Source organism: uncultured Oscillibacter sp., from assembly GCF_910587525.1.
Lineage (GTDB): Bacteria > Bacillota > Clostridia > Oscillospirales > Oscillospiraceae > Oscillibacter.
Genome location: NZ_CAJULS010000010.1, coordinates 15,145 through 35,953 on the forward strand (window position 1 = coordinate 15,145; position 20,809 = coordinate 35,953).

The 20,809-nt window shown below is 60.2% G+C and carries 21 protein-coding genes and 1 tRNA gene; 8 read left to right on the plus strand and 14 right to left on the minus strand.

The window, feature by feature from the left end; genetic code table 11:
- Nucleotide 1 precedes the first annotated feature (1 nt).
- Both QZ326_RS02190 and QZ326_RS02195 read right to left on the minus strand, forming a co-directional pair.
- Nucleotides 2-610 (minus strand): hypothetical protein, encoded by a 609-nt coding sequence (locus tag QZ326_RS02190; RefSeq protein WP_295740757.1) that lies wholly within the window; start codon nt 608-610, stop codon nt 2-4.
- 136 nt (nt 611-746) lie between these two features.
- Nucleotides 747-1,607, minus strand: a complete 861-nt coding sequence (locus tag QZ326_RS02195; RefSeq protein ID WP_295740759.1) for a pyridoxamine kinase — start codon at nt 1,605-1,607, stop codon at nt 747-749.
- A gap of 158 nt (nt 1,608-1,765) precedes the next feature.
- Between QZ326_RS02195 and QZ326_RS02200 the strand changes: the two genes are divergently transcribed.
- From QZ326_RS02200 to QZ326_RS02215, 4 genes are all read left to right on the plus strand, one after another.
- Nucleotides 1,766-2,179, plus strand: coding sequence for a DUF3788 domain-containing protein (locus QZ326_RS02200; protein WP_295740761.1), 414 nt, complete (start codon nt 1,766-1,768; stop codon nt 2,177-2,179).
- A gap of 170 nt (nt 2,180-2,349) precedes the next feature.
- Complete coding sequence (locus QZ326_RS02205; RefSeq protein WP_295740763.1) at nt 2,350-2,661, plus strand: hypothetical protein; 312 nt, start codon at nt 2,350-2,352, stop codon at nt 2,659-2,661.
- A gap of 325 nt (nt 2,662-2,986) precedes the next feature.
- Complete coding sequence (locus tag QZ326_RS02210) at nt 2,987-3,625, plus strand: hypothetical protein (protein WP_295740764.1); 639 nt, start codon at nt 2,987-2,989, stop codon at nt 3,623-3,625.
- A gap of 59 nt (nt 3,626-3,684) precedes the next feature.
- Nucleotides 3,685-3,769, plus strand: a tRNA-Leu gene (locus QZ326_RS02215).
- Nucleotides 3,770-3,951: 182 nt separating this feature from the next.
- Here QZ326_RS02215 and QZ326_RS02220 read toward each other — a convergent pair.
- Nucleotides 3,952-4,830 (minus strand): LysR family transcriptional regulator, encoded by an 879-nt coding sequence (locus QZ326_RS02220; protein ID WP_295740766.1) that lies wholly within the window; start codon nt 4,828-4,830, stop codon nt 3,952-3,954.
- 103 nt (nt 4,831-4,933) lie between these two features.
- Here QZ326_RS02220 and QZ326_RS02225 point away from each other — a divergent pair, with 103 nt between their 5' ends.
- Complete coding sequence (locus QZ326_RS02225) at nt 4,934-5,068, plus strand: hypothetical protein (protein WP_295740768.1); 135 nt, start codon at nt 4,934-4,936, stop codon at nt 5,066-5,068.
- 75 nt (nt 5,069-5,143) lie between these two features.
- Here QZ326_RS02225 and QZ326_RS02230 read toward each other — a convergent pair whose 3' ends face one another.
- The 9 genes from QZ326_RS02230 to QZ326_RS02270 all read right to left on the minus strand — a co-directional run bounded on the left by QZ326_RS02230 (nt 5,144) and on the right by QZ326_RS02270 (nt 16,292).
- Entirely contained in the window at nt 5,144-6,805 is a 1,662-nt protein-coding gene (locus QZ326_RS02230; RefSeq protein ID WP_295740770.1) for a Na+/H+ antiporter NhaC family protein, read from the minus strand.
- 397 nt (nt 6,806-7,202) lie between these two features.
- Nucleotides 7,203-7,991 carry an OAM dimerization domain-containing protein gene (locus QZ326_RS02235; RefSeq protein WP_295740772.1) on the minus strand — a complete coding sequence of 263 codons (789 nt, stop codon included), beginning with the start codon at nt 7,989-7,991 and terminating at the stop codon, nt 7,203-7,205.
- Entirely contained in the window at nt 7,988-9,586 is a 1,599-nt protein-coding gene (locus QZ326_RS02240) for a lysine 5,6-aminomutase subunit alpha (protein WP_295740774.1), read from the minus strand. The genes QZ326_RS02235 and QZ326_RS02240 overlap by 4 nt, the downstream gene beginning before the upstream one ends.
- A gap of 98 nt (nt 9,587-9,684) precedes the next feature.
- A complete protein-coding gene (gene ablA, locus QZ326_RS02245) occupies nt 9,685-10,950 on the minus strand; it encodes a lysine 2,3-aminomutase (protein WP_295740776.1) in 1,266 nt (421 codons plus the stop codon).
- Between the two features lie 56 nt (nt 10,951-11,006).
- On the minus strand, nt 11,007-12,050 hold the full coding sequence (locus QZ326_RS02250; RefSeq protein WP_016321239.1) for a hypothetical protein: 1,044 nt from the start codon (nt 12,048-12,050) through the stop codon (nt 11,007-11,009).
- 97 nt (nt 12,051-12,147) lie between these two features.
- Nucleotides 12,148-12,969: a 3-keto-5-aminohexanoate cleavage protein gene (locus QZ326_RS02255; protein ID WP_295740778.1), complete on the minus strand. Its 822-nt coding sequence runs from the start codon at nt 12,967-12,969 to the stop codon at nt 12,148-12,150.
- Between the two features lie 433 nt (nt 12,970-13,402).
- Entirely contained in the window at nt 13,403-14,905 is a 1,503-nt protein-coding gene (locus QZ326_RS02260) for a MutS-related protein (RefSeq protein WP_295740780.1), read from the minus strand.
- Complete coding sequence (locus QZ326_RS02265; RefSeq protein ID WP_295740782.1) at nt 14,902-15,909, minus strand: hypothetical protein; 1,008 nt, start codon at nt 15,907-15,909, stop codon at nt 14,902-14,904. Before QZ326_RS02265 ends, QZ326_RS02260 begins: the two co-directional genes overlap by 4 nt.
- A complete protein-coding gene (locus QZ326_RS02270) occupies nt 15,906-16,292 on the minus strand; it encodes a helix-turn-helix domain-containing protein (RefSeq protein ID WP_295740784.1) in 387 nt (128 codons plus the stop codon). The genes QZ326_RS02265 and QZ326_RS02270 overlap by 4 nt, the downstream gene beginning before the upstream one ends.
- A gap of 97 nt (nt 16,293-16,389) precedes the next feature.
- On the opposite strand from QZ326_RS02270, the gene QZ326_RS02275 reads away from it, so the two are divergent.
- The 3 genes from QZ326_RS02275 to QZ326_RS02285 all read left to right on the plus strand — a co-directional run bounded on the left by QZ326_RS02275 (nt 16,390) and on the right by QZ326_RS02285 (nt 18,538).
- The gene (locus QZ326_RS02275; RefSeq protein WP_295740786.1) at nt 16,390-16,998 is read left to right on the plus strand and encodes a LysE/ArgO family amino acid transporter; all 609 of its coding nucleotides are present in this window, start codon (nt 16,390-16,392) and stop codon (nt 16,996-16,998) included.
- 127 nt (nt 16,999-17,125) lie between these two features.
- Nucleotides 17,126-17,527, plus strand: a complete 402-nt coding sequence (locus tag QZ326_RS02280) for a hotdog fold domain-containing protein (RefSeq protein ID WP_016321245.1) — start codon at nt 17,126-17,128, stop codon at nt 17,525-17,527.
- Nucleotides 17,528-17,677: 150 nt separating this feature from the next.
- Entirely contained in the window at nt 17,678-18,538 is an 861-nt protein-coding gene (locus QZ326_RS02285; RefSeq protein WP_295740789.1) for a PhzF family phenazine biosynthesis protein, read from the plus strand.
- Between the two features lie 71 nt (nt 18,539-18,609).
- Here QZ326_RS02285 and QZ326_RS02290 read toward each other — a convergent pair whose 3' ends face one another.
- Nucleotides 18,610-19,266 (minus strand): 3-oxoacid CoA-transferase subunit B, encoded by a 657-nt coding sequence (locus QZ326_RS02290; RefSeq protein ID WP_016321247.1) that lies wholly within the window; start codon nt 19,264-19,266, stop codon nt 18,610-18,612.
- Nucleotides 19,254-19,943, minus strand: a complete 690-nt coding sequence (locus tag QZ326_RS02295) for a CoA transferase subunit A (RefSeq protein ID WP_295740792.1) — start codon at nt 19,941-19,943, stop codon at nt 19,254-19,256. Before QZ326_RS02295 ends, QZ326_RS02290 begins: the two co-directional genes overlap by 13 nt.
- Nucleotides 19,944-20,809 lie beyond the last annotated feature (866 nt).

The window sequence follows — 20,809 nt, forward strand, 5'->3', positions numbered from 1 at the left end:
TTCAGCGGGGCGTCCCGGGGATGACCAGCTTCATATGGCAGCAGAGGTCGTCCAGGTCCCGGTCCGTGGCCGCGGGGACGCGCAGCTTAGCGCCGCAGCGGCGGCAGATGAGATCCACGGCGGAGCGGCGGATCTCCATGCCGTATTGTGCGCCGCCGCAGCCGCAGGTGACTCCGTTCTCACGGGCGGCGATCTCCTTTAGCTCGGAGAGGACCTCATACATGATGACGCTGTCCACAAAGGCCCCGCCGCCATCCTCCTGCCGCTTTTCCTTCTCGGCCAAAATCTCCAGCTCCCGGAGGTTTTTCTCCACCGTGCCCTCCGGACCGATGAAACAGCAAAACTGCTTTGTCTTCGCGCAGCCCAGAGCCGTGGCGCCCCGCAGGACCCGCTCCGGCGGGCAGGCCGCCGTGTGGGTCTCCCCGCAGAGGCCGCAGGGGACATAGAGCCGGTAGCTCTCCCCGTCGAACTCCGCCCGCAGGGCAGATTCCCCGCAGGTGCACTCGATCTCCGCATTGGAAGCCTCCAGGGCAAAGACGGACCGGGCGGCCATCACCGTCTTGCCGCACTTGGGGCAGAGATAGCCGAAGGTGCGCATCTCATCGCTCATGGTGACTCCTCCATTTCCATTAAACCAGTTAAGTTTCAAAATTATAGCACACCAAAGGGGAATTGTACAGCATTTTCCGGCGGATTCTGGACACTGAAAGGGGGCTGCGGCATATGCCGCAGCCGGTCGCAGACGCCTATGCTGGACCATCCAGAGGAGTGGGCGCAGGTTTTGCCAGCAGGCCCAGCAGCGGCTCAAAGTCCACGCCCTCCCGCATGGGGAGATCCATGGCTGCCGTCCGCTCCGCACAGGCCCGGACAAATTCCACCGCCGCCCGGGCGGCCTCTATCAGGGATTTCCCTTGCACCAGCGCCCCGGTGAGGACGCTGGAAAACACATCGCCTGTGCCGTGGAAGTCCCGGTCCACCCGCCGGGTCTGAACGGCCTCCGTCCGCCCGGCGGAGGCGTCGAAGCACATGGCTCCGGTGCTGCCCGGCTCCAGGCTGGCCCCGGTGAGCACCACGGAGCGCCGGCCCTCCAGGCTCAGCCGCTCCACAATCGCCCGGCACCCTGCCTCCCCCCCGGGAAGTTCCCCGTAGGGGATGCCCAGCAGCAGCGCGGCCTCCGTCAGATTGGGGGTGATGACGTCCGCCTGTTCCGCCAGACGGGCCGTCCCGGCGCACATCTCCGGCGTGTAGGTCCGGTAGACTGCCCCGCCGTCTCCCATCACCGGGTCCACCACCACTACGCCGTCTCCCCGGAAGTCCCGGATGAAGTCCGCCACCATGCCGATCTGCCGGGCGCTGCCCAGAAAGCCGCTGTAAACGGCGTCAAACCGGAGGCCCAGGGACTTCCAGTGCCGGGCGATCTTCGGCATTTCGTCCGTCATGTCCAGGAAAGTGAAGCCCTCAAAGCCTCCGGTATGGGTGGAGAGAAAGGCAGTGGGCAGAGGGCAGCACTGCACCCCCATAGCGGAGAGAATGGGAAGGGCCACGGTCAGGGAGCAGCGGCCAAAGCCGGACATATCGTGGATGGCGGTAACACGGGGAGTGGACATGACGGGATTCCTCTTTTCTAATGGAGATTTTTGTTCCTCCCTCACCTTTTGTGCTGTGAAGGCGCGGCGCTGACAATTTCGCTGATCACAGGTTGAAACGAAAAATCAGAGATGATATAATCAGAGCGGCCAATCGGAAGTTATACAGGAGGGTTAATATGCTTGATATGATACCTAACGAAGAAGAAATGACAGCTTTGGTTGGAAAATCTCTATACGATGTATGGAATAAGTTGTGTGCTGCAATTGATGAACAATATGATATGGACTGTCTGTGGGATATGGGCGGCAAAGCATGGAAATACGAATATAAATATCGCCGGGGCGGTAAAACGCTGTGTGCATTATACGCAAGAGAAAACTGTGTGGGCTTTATGATTATCTTAGGGAAGGGCGAACGGTTGAAATTTGAAGCAGAGAGAGAAAATTATTCAAAAGAAGTGCAAGAGATCTATGACAAGGCTCAAACTTACCATGATGGAAAATGGATAATGTTTGAACCAGTGGATACGTCTTTGCTGAATGATTTCATGAGACTGCTGAGAATTAAAAGAAGACCGAACAGAAAGTAAAGTTCCTTTCGAATCATACAACTCCTGATTTGCCGGGCTGATTTATGGCGCCTTTTGGTCCCTTTTGAAGAAAGCGCTGCCAAATTATAACTTTGGCGCTTTGACAATACGATGCTGTAAGCCCAGGCCCGTGGTATAATCGGAGTGATCAATCAAATCAGGGGCGCTTTTTGAAAAACGTATTATTGAGCGCGGACAGCGCAATAAGTGTATTCGCTGTCCCAGATGAAGCTGCCGATAACCTCGAACGATATTGCTCAGAGTTCTGCTGTCATTGGTTGTATAAAAGTCCTGATGCTGCCAAATATCGTGTAAAAATGGGTAATTTGATTGGCGCACACTATAATGAAAAAGATTTTATTGCTTATTTAAACCGACACGTTTGCAGTGAGCAATCAGCATTGATTACGACCCTTACGGGTGTTTATTGCGAAGATGAACTGCCCGAAGAATATGCCGGACTGCCACATTTCAACTTCTGATGGTTATTTTGCTGAAGATTGTTGTGGTAGGGCGTTCAGCGGCGCAAAACTGAAAAGAGAGGATTTTTGTGTTGTCTTGACGGAAGGACTGTGGTATAATAAATTGATCTTATTTATAATACATTAGAACACTCAAAAAAGCACTCAAAGCCGCCAAACTTTTCCGCACTGCGCGTCCAATTTTCAAATACGGCCCGAACTGTTTTTGCTATCATAACACAAGCATCCCTGCCGCGCAACCCCGTTGGAAGGCAGGAGGGCCCTGCGTGCGCAACTGGAGTATAGGCTTTGCGTGCTGTCGCGCAGCGTGAGGATTGGTGCGGATATGGACGGAGACATGGAGCGGCTGAAAGAGAGCCATTCCTGTGAGCACTATGCGGGGAACGCCGGTTATCTCCTGTTTGTGACAGAGGGCGGGGTTTTTCCGTTTGTGAAATACGAGGAGCAACTGGCTAAGATCAACGACTACTGCCTTTACCTGCTCATATTCCTGAAAGAGAAAGTGGACACGTTTGAACCCTTTGACATTGATGAACACGACTGGGCCGGGCCTGTATCCTGGGAACACAGTCAGTTTCTCTCATGGAGCTTTCTCTATGAGGAAATCAACAAATATACCCTGTTGCTGCTTCTGCTGGCCTTTTTTGAATCTGTGCTGAGTGAGATTGCAAATTGGTTTTCGGATATCACAGGTAATTCTCAGTGGAAAAAAGTAAGAAATCCAAAGGTCAGCGACTATATCCGCCAGATCGGTATGTGCTGCCGGGCAGATTTGCAGGACTCACTGGCAGACGAATTGGCATATTATGACTCGATCCGCAAAATCAGGAATCAGTTCGTACATCATACGTGGGAGCAAATGACCGACCAGCACGAAAAGTTTACCCTTGCGGACGTAATCAATATGATTTCGCGCGTTATCGCGGGAATAGAGCAGAGTGCCCTGGCTGTGGATTTGATTTGACGGCTGTTGGCGCTCAGCGGAAACAAAAGCGGCGGTGAGATGATCTGCCGCCCATATATGCGGGCATGATGGAATTGGTAGACATGCGAGATTTAGGTTCTCGTGCAGCGATGCGTTGGGGTTCGAGTCCCCATGCCCGCACCAAGATAAGTTGACAGGCTACACCAAGGGGATAGTCTGTCAACTTTTTATATCGAACAAATAAAACATGTTGTACCGCAGTAACTTCACTGCGGTATTTTGATATTAGGAGAAAAATTGTAATGAATGTGATACAAAGTATTAAGTTCATAGCAATCGTACTATATGTAATGTATATGCCGCAATCAGCGGTCACCTTCCAGCCACTGGAGCGTGAAGTCCCGGAAGCGGCGGGTCAGGGGGGACACGGGTCCGCCCCGGCGGACCGCCAGTCCGATCTCCCGGTAGCGGGGCCGCTCCAGGGGGATGGCGGCCACATTCCGCTGGCTGCCGCGCACCACCATCTCCGGCAGGATGCTGATACCAAGGCCCTGCTCTACCATGGCCAGGATGGCGAAATCGTCATTGACGGTGTACTGGATGTTGGGCCGCAAACCCTCATCCTGGAAGATGCGGGAGAACTCCATGTCCCAGTGCTCATGAATGCGGATATAGGGGTCCTGGGCAAATCGGGCCGCGGGATAGCACTCTGCTCCCGCCAGGGGATGATCCGGAGGGAGCACTGCCAGCAGCCGGTCCCGCCGCAGAAAGGCGGTGTCCAGCGCGTCCCCCGACGGAAGGGCCAGAAAGCCACAGTCCACCTGCCCCCGGCGCACCAGCTCCTCCACCTCGGCGAATTCCCACTTGCTGACCAGGTCAAACCGGATGCCAGGATAGAGGGCCAGGAACTCTTTCATGATCCCCGGGAGCCAGTGTATGGAGACGCTGGTAAAGGTGCCCACCCGCAGAGTGCCGCGGGTGAGGCCGTGGAGAGCGGAGACCTGGGTTTCCAAAGTCCGCTGGGCGTTGCACAGCGACTGGATGTCCGGCAGCAGGGATTCTCCCTGGGCGGTGAGAACCACCCCGTCTTTGTTCCGAGTCAGCAGCGTCACATCCCACTCCCGTTCCAGGTCGGCAATGGAGCGGCTCACCGCCGACTGCGTATACCCCATGTCCTCCGCCGCCCGGGTGATGCTCCCCAGTTCCACAGCTTTCAGGAGAATTTGACACTTGATCGTGTTCATTTAATCATTCCTTTAACTCATATAAAACATGAGAATTATTCGCTTGTGTAATGCTTTGGGCTGAAGTATACTGAGTACAGAAACAAGAAAGGAGCATACAGCTATGAAGATGATCTATGAGTTTGCCGCGTTGAAGAAAGAGATGGGGCTGGAGTACCTCGCCGGTGTGCCCGCCGCCGAGAAGCGGCTGTATTGGTCCAAGAGTCCCTGGGCCGCATTCCGCGTTCTCGTCCGCTGAAAGGGAAATACCGCTCCACTCCAGAGGGAGTGGAGCGGCATAACGCGTTTGTCAGAAGAATTGTCTCCCCCGGGGTCAGGCCGTCTTCTTGGACTTGGTCACCTTGTCGATCACGAGCATGGTGACGATGGTGGAAGCGATGGCAATGACCAGGCAGACGATCTCCGGCACGAAGTTGATCAGGATACCGGTGATCACGTAGTTCACAAAGGAGATGGCCGCCACGGTAACCGCGTAGGGCATCTGGGTGAGCACGTGATTCAGGTGGTAGCACTGAGAGCCGGAGGAGGCCATGATGGTGGTATCGGAGATGGGGGAGCAGTGGTCGCCGCAGACCGCGCCGCCCAGGGTGGCGCCGATGCCGACCATGAGGATGGGCACTTCGTTCAAGGTCTCAGCGGTCAGGTTGGCGAAGCCGCCGGGAGTGAACACGTCCAGCACGATGGGCAGCAGGATGCCGAAGGTGCCCCAGGAGGTACCGGTGGCGAAGCCCAGGAAGCAGGCGATCAGGAAGATCACGGCGGGCAGCATGTTGCGCAGAGCGGGACCGAAGGACTCAACCAGCCCGGCCACGAACTCGGGAGCGCCCAGGCCGTAACGGGTCACGCCACCGATGGTCCAGGCGAAGCACAGGATCAGGATGGCGGGAACCATCTGCTTGAAGCCCTCGGGGATGCAGTCCATCAGTTCAGTGAACTTCATGGAACGGCGGAAGGCGAAGAAGATGAATGTGATGATCAGAGCGACGGTGGAGCCCAGAGGCAGGCCCACAAAGGCGTCGGTGTTGGCGAACATGCTCAGCAGGTCGGTGCCGCCGTTCAGGTAGCCGGCGTAAACCAGGCCGCCCACGCAGCCGACGATCAGGATAATCACGGGGATCACCAGGTCGATGACCTTGCCGTTGGGATTGAATTTCATCTCCTCAGCACCGGCGAAGGGGCGCTCGGGAGTGGTGTAAATATCACCCTTCTTGGCGTTGTCCTCGTGGGTCTTCATGGGGCCGAAGTCGATGTCCCGCACGATCATGACAATGATGAAGACGATGGTCAAAATCGCGTAGAAGTTATAGGGAATGGCCCGGCAGAAGATCTGGAAGCCCAGCTCCTCGTTGTCGATAACGCCGGTGACGGCGGCAGCCCAGGAGGAGACGGGCATCATGATGCAGATGGGGGCGGCGGTGGCGTCGCACATATAGGCCAGCTTGGCGCGGGAAATCTGGTGCCGGTCCGTGACGGGACGCATGACGTTGCCGGTGGTCAGGTTGTTGAAATAGTCGTCCACGCCCAGGATGGCAGCCAGGATGAAGGTGGACCACAGGGCGCTCTTCTTGCTCTTCAGGTGCTCCACGGCCCAGTCACCGTAGGCTTTGGAGCCGCCGGCCCGGATCATCAGGGCCACCATGGTGCCCAGGACTACCAGGAAGATCAGGATACCAGCGTTGCCGCCGATGTTGTCGCCCAGATCGGCGATCAGAGTGGTGATGGCGGCCACGGGGTTGAATTCCATCTGGATCAGGTAGCCCACCAGGATGCCCAGGAACAGGGAGGAGTAGACCTCCTTGGTGATCAACGCCAGAACAATGGCCACGATGGGGGGAATCAGAGACCAGATGGTGCCGTAGAACCTGCTCTGGCCGTCCTCAGCCGCCAGGGCGAAGGTGGTCATGAGAGGGACCAGCGCGTACATGACCAGCAGAACTTTGCCGAGTCTGTCCTTCAAATTTTTCAGGGATTGCATTGCGAAACCTCCTTTTCTCTCTTGGACCTCCGGTTCTCTCGGCCGGGGTCCGTGCGAATGGATACGCCAGGGATGGGGGGTGCCTCAGAGCAGATCCCAAAATCGATTGTGAGTGGAAAAATTTTGGGATATACTCCCAATCAGCCGTCCTGTCTCAGTTACCTCCCTTCTTTTATAGTCAACAAACTTGAAAAAGAGCATTGATGCTCTGCAACAGCGTATAGCCGCTGCGGCCGCGGAGCGGCCGGTTTGTATGGCTTCATGGTACAGCAGATATGCGCTTTGCGCGTGGGTGGGCGGTTGGCTCAGCTCTGCTGACCATACAAATGGATACCGCCGGGGCCGGGAGTGGCTGAACTCCCGGCCTCTCGCGTTTGCCTCAGACAGGACGGACGGATCACTTGTTCAGGCGGCGGACCAGCTCCTTCGAGGTGAAGGTGGCCACGTCGTCGGCGTAGGTGCCTGCGCCGAAACCGGCGTCATAGCCCAGCTCTTTGGCCAGAGCGTGGGTGACGCGGGCGCCGCCGCAGCAGAAGATGTACTTCTCCCGGACACCCTCGGCCTCCGCCAGCTCAATGAGCTCGGTGAGGTTCTGAATGTGGACGTCCTTCTGGGTAACGGTCTGGGAGACCAGCAGCACGTCGGCGTTGACTTCGGCGGCCTTGCGCAGGAACTCCTCGTTGGGGACCTGGCTGCCCAGGTTGTAGGCCTCCACCATCTCGTAGCGCTCCAGGCCGTAGTGGCCGGCGAAGCCCTTGCGGTTCATGATGGCGTCGATGCCCACGGTGTGAGCGTCCGTGCCGGTGGACGCGCCGATGACCACCATCTTGCGGCCCAGGCGCTCTTTCAGGAAGTCGTCGGTCTCGTGCATATCCATCACCTCGTCGGTGACGGTCTGAACCACGATTTCGTTGTAATTGACGGTGTGGGTCAGGGAGCCATAGACCACGTAGAAGGTGAAGTTTTCGTCCAGCTTCTGCCGCAGGGCCACGTTGGGCTCCGACAGGCCCATCTTCTGGGCCACCAGTACGGCGGCGGCCGCGCCCCGGTCGTCCTCCTTCACCGGGAGGGTGAAGGAGGTCTGCACCTTACCGTCGTTCATGGTGTCGCCATAGGGCTTCAAACGGGTCAGGTCCAGGGTGGTGTCCAGGTTTTTATCGCGAATCTGATACAGTCCGGAGCTCATTTAACGGTGCCCCCTTTCATCATGGGTTCCAGGAACGGGTTGAAATAGCCCGGCGTCTTGCTTACGACGCCGTCCAGGCCCTTGCCGCCATCGCGGGGGCGCTTGATGTCGGCGAAGATGCCCCGCTCCAGGGTCTCAAAGATGCCCAGCTGCTCGATCTGGCCCAGCAGGTCGGTGGCTTTTTTCAGCACCTCGTTGGCACGGGTCTGCATGATGCCGCCGTCCTTGAACACAATCTCGCTGCCCAGGTCCTGCATGGTGCGGAAGATGTACTGGGCGTTCTGAATAGCCAGGAACCGGTCGGACAGGAAGGGAGTGTGGATGGCCTCGGTCATCATGCCCAGCAGGTGGATCTTCTGACCCGTCAGGATGGTCACCATATTGAACAGGGCGTCCTGCACGTGGCCGCGGAACACGTTGCCGGTCATAAACTTGGTGGGAGGCATGTACTTCAGCGGCGCGTTGGGGAAGATCTCCCGGGCCATCTCGGCCTGCGCCAGCTCATAGAGGAAGCCGTTTTCCACATCGGGGTCAATCTCAAAGGCATGGCCCAGGCCCATCTGCTCCTCGGGCAGCCCCGCCTTGAGGGCGAAGGCCTCGTTGAGGAACTGGGAGGCCAGCACGGTGTGGGCCTCCTCCACCGCGTCGGCGGTGGTGAGGTAGTTGTCCTCGCCGGTGTTGATCACAACGCCCGCATAAGCGTTGATGGCGCGGGAGAAGGACTGGTCCACCAGGGTGCGCTGCATGTTGATGTCGCGGAACAAAATGCCGTAAAGGGCGTCGTTGAGCATCACGTCCAGGCCCTCGAAGGCGCCCATGGCGGCAATCTCGGGCATGCACAGTCCGGAGCAGTAGTTGCACACCCGGATGTAGCGGCCCAGCTCCTCGCCCACTTTGTCCATGGCCTCCCGCATGAGGCGGAAGTTCTCCTGGGTGGCATAGGTGCCGCCGAAGCCCTCGGTGGTGGCGCCGTAGGGGACGTAGTCCAGCAGGGACTGGCCGGTGGTACGGATGACGGCGATAACGTCGGCACCCTGGCGGGCGGCGGCGGTGGCCTGCACGATGTCCTCATAGATGTTGCCGGTGGCCACGATCAGATAGACCCAGGGGCCGTTCTTCTCGCCGCCGTGGGAGGCGATGAAGTCCTCCCGGCGTTTGCGGCGGGTGCGGATTTTCTTCAGGCTCTCTTCCACGATGGGAGCCAGGGCGGCGTGAATGTCCGCCTCAGCGTGGACGGGCAGGGCCGTCAGGTCCAGCGTGCCGGCAGCGACCTCCTCAGCCAGGACCTGAGGGTTCTTGCCGGTCTCTACCATGGCGTTGCCCAGCCAGAAGGCGGCGCCCTGAGACAGCGCACCCTTTTCCATCAGGTAGTCCACCACCACGCTGGGCAGGGGTACGCCCAGGCTGTTTTCGCCGGTGATATCCAGGGTCTCTCCGCCGCTGACGCCGTCGATGCCGAGCAGCCGGCAGATGGTGCGCTCTACGGCCACGGTAGTGTAGCCGTCGATAAACCGCTGGGTCTCGTCGGCTACCTGGGCGGCATGGGCGCGGGCCTGTTCTACCAGCTTAAAATCAAGGTTCAGTTTGGATTCCAAATACGCTCACATCCAATCATCTGTTTATTGGGATACGCATACCGGACTGCGCCCGGGGACCCGCCAAGGCGGGGCCCCGGGTAGACCGGTGAAGGTGATTACTCGTGGTGAGAACGCTTGTGGCGCTCCAGGTTGGCGGGCTCCATGGAGAGGGCCTGGCCCCGCTCCAGTCCGGCGACACCCATGAGCTCCGTCTTGCGCTTGCCCTCGCGCTCGGCCCGGCAGTATTCGCACTGGCAGGTCTCCTGGTAGTTTTCGGGCTCGGTGTAGGTGGTGATGACGCCCTCGTAGTTGCGGAGGATGACCTTGTGAGGCGTCTGGGAGATGACGTACTGGGGCATGACAGGGGTCTTGCCGCCGCCGCCGGGGGCGTCTACCACGAAGGTGGGCACGCAGAAGCCGGAGGTGTGGCCCCGCAGAGCCTCGATGATCTCGATGCCCTTGCTGACGGGGGTGCGGAAGTGCTCCAGGCCCATGGACAGGTCGCACTGGTAGATGTAGTAGGGGCGAACCCGGATCTTCACCAGCTCGTTGACCAGCTTCTTCATGGTGTGGACGCAGTCGTTCACACCGGCCAGCAGCACGCTCTGGTTGCCCAGAGGGACGCCGGCGTCAGCCAGCATCTGGCAGGCCTTGGCGGACTCGGGGGTGATCTCGTTGGGGTGGTTGAAGTGAGTGTTCAGCCAAATGGGATGATACTTCTTCAGCATATTGCACAGCTCGGGGGTGACACGCTGGGGGCAGACCACCGGGGTGCGGGAGCCGATGCGGACGATTTCCACGTGGGGGATCTCCCGGAGCTTGGCGATGATATACTCCAGCCGCTCGTCAGAGCAGAGCAGCGCGTCGCCGCCGGAGAGCAACACATCGCGGATGACGGGCGTCTTGCGGATGTACTCGATGGCCTGATCCACCTGGTCCACGGGAAGACCGGCGTCCTTCTGGCCGGCGAAGCGCCGGCGGGTGCAGTGACGGCAGTACATGGAGCACTGGTCGGTGATCAGCAGCAGGCAACGGTCCGGATAGCGGTGGGTCAGACCGGGGGCCGGGGAGTCCTCATCCTCATGCAGGGGGTCCAGCAGGTCGGAAGCGGCCTGATGCAGCTCGGACCCGGTGGGAACGGCCTGTTTGCGGACGGGGTCGTGGGGGTCGTTGGGGTCGATCAGGGAGAGGTAGTAGGGGGTGATGGCCATGCGCAGAGTGCCGAGGCAGGCCTTGACGCCCTCCTCCTCCTCGGGAGTCAGAGAGACGTATTTTTTCAGGTCCTCCAGGGTCTCAACGCGGTTTTTGATCTGCCATCTCCAGTCGTTCCACTCGGCGTCGGTGACGTGGGGGAACAGCTCTGCGCGGCGGGAAACTTTCATGATGGGTTACCTCCACTTTTAATTTCGCGGGACGTGCCCGCTTCCATGGAACAGGATCAGACGTACTTCTCCTCAAACAGCTTGCGGAGCTTGGCGTTCTCGCGGATGACGCCCAGGGTGATCTCGGCGTGGTCCTTGGTGTAGCCGTTGCCCACGATCATGGTGACGTCCTTGCCGATGCCCTCGGCGCCCAAAGCGGCCTTGGTGAAGGAGGTGGCCATGGAGAAGAAGTACACCAGGCCGTCGTCACGGACGGGCAGAATAGCGGACATTTCGCAGCTCTCGATGTTGACGCAGCAGATGGAGATATCATACTCCTTGCCGCCGTTGGCGGCCAGAGCGGCCTCCATCACGTCCACGGGACGGGTGCAGTCGGCCACGACGATGTCGGTATAGACGCCCAGCTCCTTCAGGTCAGCCACCTGCTTGGGGTTGCGGACGACGCCGATGACCTTGCCGTTGGGGCCGACCTTCTTCATGGCCTCGTAACCGCACAGAACGCCGGACTTGCCGTTGGCGCCCAGGATCAGGACGCTGTCGCCCTCTTTGGGGAGCTTCCGGGCCTGAGCGGGAGCGCCGGCCACATCCAGAGCGGCCAGGGCCAGGGGCTCGGGCATATCGTCGGGCATCTTGGCATAGATGCCGCTCTCAAACAGGATGGCCTGGGCGTCCACGTCCACGCGGTCAATCTCCTTGTGGATGGCCTTGATCTTGTTGATCTTCAGGGGGGTCAGGGACAGGGAGACCAGGGAGACGATCTTGTCGCCCTCTTTCAGGTCGATCTTGCCCTTGAGGTCGTCGCCGATCTTGGCCACGTTGCCCATGAACATGCCGCCGGAGCCGGTGACGGGATTCTGCTGCTTGCCGCGCTCGGCCACGATACCCATGATCATTTCGCCGATTTTGGTCTCGTCGCCGCCGCAGGCGTCGGCGATCTGGGTGAAGGAAGCGGAGTCAATATTCAGAGCGGTGACGTTGCACAGGATCTCGTTGGAGTAGATCTCGTCCATGTTGTTGTCGATCTTCTGAGCGGCCTGGGTCAAAACGCCCTTGGGCTCAATGACGCGGTGGGTTCCGTACTTGTTGCCTTTCTTCTGCATGGTGGTGTTCCTCCTCAAAAAATTTTGTATGGTAAGATTTATGGTATGAACAAAATGATGAAATGGAATACTTGGACCGCAAAGAGGCAGCTGCCTCTTACTTGGTCAGGGAGAGAATCCTGCGGGCCTCGTCGGGGGTGGCGACCTCGCGGCCCAGGAGCTTCGCCAGGGCCACGACCTTGGCAACCAGCTCGCCGTTGGAGGCGGCCTTGTGGCCCCGCTCTAAGTAGATGTTGTCCTCAAAGCCCACACGGACGTTGCCGCCCATGACGATGCCGGCGGCGGCCATGGGCCATGCGCCGCGGCCCACGCCGGTGACGGTCCAGGTGGACCCGGCGGGGATCTGCCTGACAAGATAGTCCAGGTTGCCGACAGTGGCGGGGGTGCAGCCGTTGACGCCAAGCACGAAGTTAAACTGCATGGGGGCGGCAGGGACCAGACCCTTGGCGGCCATGTTCAGCACGGTGTCCAAATGGCCGATTTCAAAGCACTCATACTCGGGCTTGATGTTGTTTTCCAGCATCCGTTTGCCGAAGGCACGCATGGTGGGCATATCGTTGACGAAGATGTCGTCGCCGAAGTTGCAGGTGCCGCAGTCCAGGGTTGCCATCTCGGGGAAGAGCTCGGTGGGCTGCAGGCGCTCCTCCGGGGTCATGCCGGTGGCACCGCCGGTGGAGGGAATCAGGATCACGCCGGGACAGGCCTCGCGGATGGCGTCCAGAACGACCCGGAAACGCTCCTTGTCCTGGGTCGGGGTGCCGTCGTCCCAGCGGACGTGGACGTGGATGACAGCAGCGCCGGCTTCAAAGGCGCTCTTGGCCTCCCGCACCATCTCCTCCACCGTATAGGGAACGGCGGGGTTGTGCTCTTTGGTGACCTCGGCTCCGCAAATGGCTGCTGTGATGATGAGTTTCTCCATTTCGTACCTCCCAAAAAATACTTAGAGCGCTATCCTACGCCGCATATTTTGTATACGCGGAGTAGGATAGCGCTCCATAAACACAAGGGACTATTTATGCCGGACAGAAAATACGATAGAGACCGCTTCCCGCAGGCATAAATAGTACTCCATGCTCTCCATGACAGACCGCACGCGCTGAGCGTACGCTCCAAGGGGGGCGGCGGCATTCCGTACCCTCTTTCGGCGGAACGAATATTCACAAATCACATTGGACTTGCCTGCCCTTGTCATTGATTTGCTACCTCGCGTTCCGCACCTCTATCCATGCTTTATTCAGTTTGACTAAAAATAATATAACCCAAATGGCGGCTTTTGTCAAGTTTTTTGATATTGGCGGTTTTGCATGATTTTTCCATGTGATTTTTGGTAACCATATCCTTCCAGCCGGATATCACAGGTCCGCCTGGAACAGCTCCATCAGAGCCGGTTCCAGGTCCAAAAGGCGGCAGACCCGCAGGGCGTCCCTGGGGCAGGGCGCGCCGGGGGGGGCGCTCATCAGGCGGTAGTCCATCCGGCGGGCGATGCGGCTGCGGGGGTCATCTCCCTCGTCCCCGTGGATCTCCCGGACGAGCCCGGCCACCTGGTAGTGGGCCCCCGCCACATCGGAGACGCCGTCGTAGTGGGTGGTCATCAGGGCCACGCAGTCCAGCGTGCCCAGATACTGCACCAATGCCCGGGCCAGAGCGGCCCCCTCCTGGGGGTTGGTGCCCCGGGCAAACTCGTCCAGGGCCAGGAAGAAGCGCTGTCCACGGGTACGGTCCAGCAGCCGGTCCAGCAGGTGGACCTCCCGGCCGAAAGAGGAGAGGCCCCCAGAGCCGGGACCGGTGTCTGCCAAAATCAGGGCTGCCTCGTGGAACAGGGGCAGCGACGCGAAATTGGCAAAGACGAAGAATCCGCACTGGCACAGCAGCAGGCTCAGCACTGTGGAGCGCAGGGAGACGGTCTTGCCGCCCATGTTGGCTCCGGTAATGACGGTGCATCCGGCGGCGAGATTCAGGTCCAGCGGGGTAAAGTCCTCTCCCCGGGAGGCCAGTTCCTCGGCCACCTGGGGGTGGCGGAGGCCCTGGAGAGAGAGCGCGGATCCGCCGGAGAGCACGGGCCGGACGCAGCGGTACCGCTTGGCCAGCTTTGCCTTGGCCAGAAACAGGTCCATGCGGCCCAGAGCTTCCATGTTGGCCAAAAAGTCCGCTTTGCGGTCCATGAGGCGCCGGGTGAGTGTCCGCCGGACCTCCAGTTCCAGCAGGTCCTCCTGCACGGTGAGCCGGTGACGCTGGTCCAGAAGCGCGGCCTTCTCCTCCTCATTGGCGGCGCGGATGGACCGCTCCAGAGCGGCTTTTTCCGCCCGCAGGGGGCCGAGGTCCGGGTGATAGGTCTCCGAAACGGAGAAGGCGGGCAGGCGGCGGCCGTCCGGGTCCAGCAGGTTCAGAGACTCGTCCATGGGAACGAAGGTCAGATCCTGGAAGGAGGGCAGCTTGGCGTAGGCCACGGTCAGCTGCTCCAGTGTCACCAGGAAGTGTTTGATCTCAAAGAGCTCCACCAGGTCAAATGGGTTTTCGGGGTCCCGGTCCAGGGAGCCCCGGATATCGTGAAACAGGGGGAGGCACCGGGTCACACCCCGGAGAATGGCGGCCATATCCTTCAAAGAGGCCGGGTCCAGCCGGGGCGCACCGCAGCAGCAGGACTCCGGCTCCGGAGAGAGAGTGCCTGCGGCGTTCCAAAACTCCAGAGCCAGAGCCACATTGTCCAGCTCGGTCTCCAGCGCGGCCTCCTCTCCGGGGGCGTACCAACGCAGAGCACGGGCGGCGGCGCGGCCGAAGGGCGACATGGGGCTCAACCGCTCCAGCACCCACTGGAGACCGGATTCCTCCCGCAGTTCAAGGGTCAGTTCCATCATCTCTCCTCCTTCACGTTTACGTTTACCACCGGCAGCGTCACAACCTGCCGGAGGGCGTCCTCAAATGCCTGGGGCTGGAAGTGCCAGCCGTAGGCCGACCAGGGATTGGCTCCCACGGCGGCGATGGACAGCTCCCGCCGGACCGCCAGCTCTCCGCCGGTCCGGGTGAACAGCTCCAGCACATTCCGGCCCGCCAGAATGTGGGTGGCGTCCGCAGACGCCAGGGTAACGGGTGCGCCCCGGCGGGCCAGGGTCTTGAGCAGCGGGTCGGTGACGCCGCCGGCCACCCACAGGGCGCATTTCTCCCGGGGGAGCTTGTTCCAGCGGGGGAGGCCGTTTTCATCCAGGGGCAGCTCCCAGGGCTCCCCATCGGGACCGAAGAGCGCGTAGCGCGCCCCACAGATGTCCAGCGCGGCGGCCAGCCCCGGGGAGGCGGGCCGCCTGCTGGCGAACAGGCGGCAGATATACGCCGTCTCCGCCACCACCAGGTCCATGTTCCGGTCCAGGGAGGCGCCGGTACACAGGATGGCGGTGCCCTCTACACCGGCCCCCGCCAGGGATTTCCGCCCTGCGGCGCCGTCAATGAGCACCCGGTTCGCCCCCAGGGCGGTGAAGCTGGCGCACAGGGGCTTCAGCTGCCCGGCGGCGGAGGGACCTGCCAGCTGGATATACCCGTCGGACAGGGCTCGAAACACCGCCACCTCCCCCAGGGGGGTCATGACGCCGGTGAGGGCCGCTGCCTCCAGGGTGACGTCGCACAGGTTTATCATGCCCCGGGCGGTGGCGAACAGGTCCCCCCGCTTGATATACAGGTCCGGTTTTTCCGTGCCGGTTACAAGATCGGTGGCCTCGCCGTCCCGGCCTACCGAGGTGAGTCCCAGGCATTCGTCCTCCAGCTCGGCCATCAGTCGGCGCAGGGCAGTGGTTTTGCCGGCGTTTTTGCACAGGCCGATGGCTGTCACCACCGGCGCGTCCCCCACCAGGGGGGCCAGAATCCTTTTCAAAGGGCCGCACCTCCATCGTCCGCGGGGCCTGCCCCGCTTTTTTTCATATCTCCGCCGGCGGGCAGGGAGTCGCACCACCGGCCCAGCTCGTCCAGAATGGGAATCAGGGACCGGCTCCGCTCCGCGATGTCATACTCCACCCGCACGGGGACCTCCAGGTACTCCCGCCGGACCACCAGACCGTCGGCCTCCAGCTCCCGAAGGGCCCCGGCCAGCACGGTGTTGGACACGCCGTCCAGGGTCCTTTTCAGCTGGTTGTACCGGGTGGGGCCGTTGCTGTGGAGGGAGCAGAGAATCTGCATCTTCCATTTGCCACCGATCAGCTTCAGCGCCCGGTTCAGCGGGCACTCGGCCATGCAGGGGCAGTTTTCATGGCTGGACATGGTCAGCGCCTCCTTACCAGGTAGCAAATTTCTGCGCTCTTGCGCGGCGGCGGAATGTGTGTTATGGTCAGGTCAACACATACGGGGGGATGTTTCTATGGGTCTCTACTTGCAGGGCCTGGCCATCGGGTTGGCCTATGTGGCCCCCATCGGGATGCAGAATCTTTTCGTGATCAACGCCGCTCTGACCCAGCCCCGCCGGCGGCTGATTCCCATCGCGCTGATCGTGATTTTTTTCGATGTCAGCCTGCTGCTGGCCTGCTTCTTCGGCATCGGCGCACTGGTGGAGCGGTTTTCCCTGCTCCAGGCCGCCGTGCTGGCGGCGGGCGGATTGGTGGTGTGCTGGATCGGCGTGGGGCTGATTCGGGAGAAGCCGTCTATGGACCAGAGCGTGGACATGGACATCCCCCTGCCCAAAATTGCCGCCAAGGCCTTTGTGGTCACCTGGCTCAATCCCCAGGCCCTCATCGACGGTACGCTGCTCTACGGCAGCTTCCGCGCCGGCCATCCCGGGGCGGACAGCACACTTCTGGTGCTGGGCTCCGCCACGGCCTCCTGCCTGTGGTTCTCCGGCGTCACACTGCTAATCTCCCTCTTCTCCGCCCGGTTCAGCGACCGTGTTCTGAGGATTATCAACGTGGTGTGCGGCAGCGTGATTCTGGTCTACGGCCTGCGGCTGATTCTGCAATTTCTACGGTCTATATAGCGCAGAAGATGTTATTTTAATGGCGGGATTGACAAATATCGGAAATCAGTTTACAATAAAGTTCGTCGACCCGAACAATGGGAGAACGCGGAGTGATCCGCAAATAAAAAACAGGAGTGATTTCAACATGGAAGAGAAGAAGTACACATCGCTGATCCGCCTGCGCATGTCCGCCAAAGATGCCCACTACGGCGGGAACCTGGTGGACGGCGCCCATATGGTCCATCTCTTCGGCGATGTGGCCACCGAGCTGCTGATCAAGACCGACGGAGACGAGGGCCTGTTCTGCGCCTACAACAACGTGGAGTTCAAGGCGCCCGTCTACGCCGGAGACTACATCGAGGCCTACGGCGAGGTTACCCATATCGGCAACACCTCCCGCAAGATGCGCTTCGAGGCCCGCAAGGTCATCGCCACCCGCCCCGACATCAACGCCTCCGCTGCGGACGTTCTGGAGGAGCCCGTGATCGTGGCCATTGCCGAGGGTACCTGTGTGGTTCCCAAGGAGTTCAGCCGCAAGAAGCCCTGAGTTTTCTGAAATTCAGTAAACTGCCGGCCCGGCGTCCAAGCGCCGGGCCGCTTTCCATAAACGGCCCAGGTGCCATTGCTTGACAAGGGGCAGCAGACAGCCGCCCGGATGCTGCCCCTTGTCAAACTATGGAACAGAAGGAGGAACAATATGCGCTTTTACATCGCGGACGCCTTTACGGCCCAACGGTTTTCCGGCAACCAGGCGGGCGTGGTCCCCCTGGGGGAGGGCCTCTTTCCGGAGGAGACGCTGATGTGCGCTCTGGCTGGGGAATTGAAGCACTCGGAGACTGCCTTTGTCCAGCGCACCGGGGAGCGGAGCTTCCATATCCGCTACTTCACCCCGGCGGAGGAGGTGGACCTGTGCGGCCACGCCACCATTGCCGCCTTCACCGTCCTGCGGGAGACCGGAGAGGTCCCGGCGGGGCAGTACGCCCTCCACACCCGCTCCGGGGATCTGGAGGTCACGGTGGAGCCGGACGCTGTGTGGATGGACATGGCTCCTCCGGCAGAGGGCCGGACCTTTTCCACGGAGGAGCAGGCGGAGCTGTACGCCGCCTACGGCCTGACCCCGGCGGACCGGCCGGAGGGGCTGAAGCCACAGGCCGTCAGCACCGGCCTTCTGGACATCCTGCTGCCGGTGCGGGACCCGGATGTTCTGGACAGCGCCGTCCAGAACGAGGCGGAGGTCTGCCGCCTGTCGGAGCGGTATGGTGTGGTGGGCGTCCATATGTTCAGCCCGGGAACGGAGGACGCAGCGGCCTATTGCCGCAACTTCGCGCCGCTGTACGCCATCCCGGAGGAGGCCGCCACAGGAACTTCCAACGGGGCCCTGACGTATTACCTGTATCGCCGGGGATTCATTTCCTCCGGAGCCGAAAACCGCTTTATACAGGGAATGGCAATGGGAAAGCCGTCGGAGATTCTCAGCCGCCTTACGGAGGAGGGCGGTGCTGTCCGGGTCCGGATCGGGGGGCGGGCGGTGCTGTCCCTGTGGGGGGAAGTGCTGTAACGATTTTTTCTGGTTGAAAGATGGGAGCCCCGGCAAATGCCGGGACTCCCATTTTTGTAAAATGGGTTGAATTACTCTTCCTCCATGGGCTTGAGGTCGGGGCTGACGATGAGCTCGCAGCCGGTGGCGGCCTTGATGTCATCCAGGGAGTAGTCGGGGTGCAGCTCCTTGAGGACGATGCCCTCAGGAGTGACTTCCATCACGCCCATCTCGGTGATAATCATGTCCACCACGCCCACGGCTGTCAGGGGCAGGGTACACTCTTTGAGGATCTTGTGTGCGCCCTTCTGGGTGTGCAGCATGGCCACGATCACCTTGCGCGCACCCACCACCAGGTCCATGGCGCCGCCCATGCCGGCCACCATCTTCCCGGGGATGATCCAGTTGGCGATATTGCCCTTCTCGTCCACCTCCATAGCGCCCAGCACCGTGGCGTCCACGTGGCCGCCGCGGATAATGGAGAAGCTCTCCTCGGAGCCGAAGAAGTTGCCGTAGGGAGCGTAGGTGACGTAGGCGCCGCCGGAGTTGATGACGTCCACGTCCTCCTGGCCCTTTTCTGGAGCGCCCAGCAGGCCGGTGAAGCCGTTCTCGGAGTGCAGCACGATGGTTACGCCCTCGGGCAGGCAGTTAGCCACCATGGTGGGCAGGCCAATGCCCAGATTGGCGATGTCGCCGTCCTTAAATTCTTTCGCCGCACGCTTGGCGATTCTCATCTTCAGATCTGCCAAGGCTGCTCACCTCCTACGATATAGTTCACATACACACCGGCGGTGGTGAAGGTGTCCACATCCACCTCGCCGATCTCCACAACCTTCTCCGCGCCGAGGATGACGGTGTCCGCCGCCATGGCCATGACGTGGTTAAAGTTCTTGGTAGCCTTTGCGCAGCTGAAGTTGCCGAACTTGTCGCAGATGCTGGCCCGGCACAGAGCGAAGTCCGCGCGGAGGGGCAGTTCCAGCAGATACTGCCTGCCCTCGATGGTCAGGGTCTCCTTGCCGTCGGCGATGATGGTGCCCACGCCCGTGGGAGTCAGCACGCCGCCCAGGCCCGCGCCGGCGGCGCGGATCTTCTCCGCCAGGGAGCCCTGGGGCACCAGGGTGCATTTCAGAGTGCCGTCGTTCATGCCCTTGCCGATGATGGGGTTCATGCCCACGTGGGAGGCGATGATGTGGTCGATCATGCCCGCGCTGAGGAGCTTGGCCACGCCCCGGTCCGTGGTGCCGGTGACGGAGGCGGGGAGGCCGCCGTCGTTGGCGATGACGGTCAGGTGCTTCACGCCTTTTTCCACCAAGGCGTCGATCAGGATCTCCGGGGTCCCGGTCCCCAGGAAGCCGCCCACCATGACGGTCATCCCGTCCTGGATGCCTGCAACAGCTTCCTGGGCTGTTCTCATTTTGTTGATCATAGTTGTTTTTCTTACTCCCTTCGCCGTGCCAATGCTGTCCGGTACGCCGTGCCGCCATCTGCCGCGGCGGCGATTCCGGCGCAGGAATTGGTCACAGCCGTAATTTTAGGAAGGACCGGCCAAACCGGCCAGGCGCTTCCCGTACCCTGCAACAGACTGCGCTTCGCTTCAAACCTCCTCATGCTGGAATGCACCGTTGAGCCCTGCTATGCCGTCCATTCGGCAGCGGCATGTGCTTGAAGCTATCATAGCCCAAATTTTGGGGATTGTCAAGTTTACTAAAGGGAGGAATCAAAATCCTCCGAAACCTGTCAGGATACCCAATGTGGAAGCGGATCCGCACGGTTAAAGAGTGGATGGGATGCATAAGTACGGAGAGGTAAGCAGTTGGACAGCGGGAGAAAATTTCAAAGATTGTGCATAAAATCGGGACAGGTAATCGTATACCTGTTTGGCAGGTGGGAGACATGATTTCCGTAGGTGCTTTTCAAATATCCGGGCGGAGAGGAGGTATAGATTATATATATGCGGAAAGATATGGATAAAAAATACAGAGGCACCCGGAGGCCCGGTCCGGACTTCAATGGAAAAATGAAAAAAATGCCGGTTGGCCTTGCAATGGCCGGTAAATGGGTGCGGAATAAAAGCGAAAGTGTGTAAAACGCTTTCAAAAGTCTGTCAGAGGGGGAAGGTTTATAGGGAGCGGTCCGCCGTTGGCGGCGTGGAAGACCGTAAGGCGAGGGCAAACCATGGAAGACTATAGGCCGCAAACTCAATCTGTTATGTCAGCCCGGCTGTTGGAAAACTGAATCTAGGTAGTGTTCACATAAGGAAAAAAGGATGATATAATTGGGAATAGGGAACAG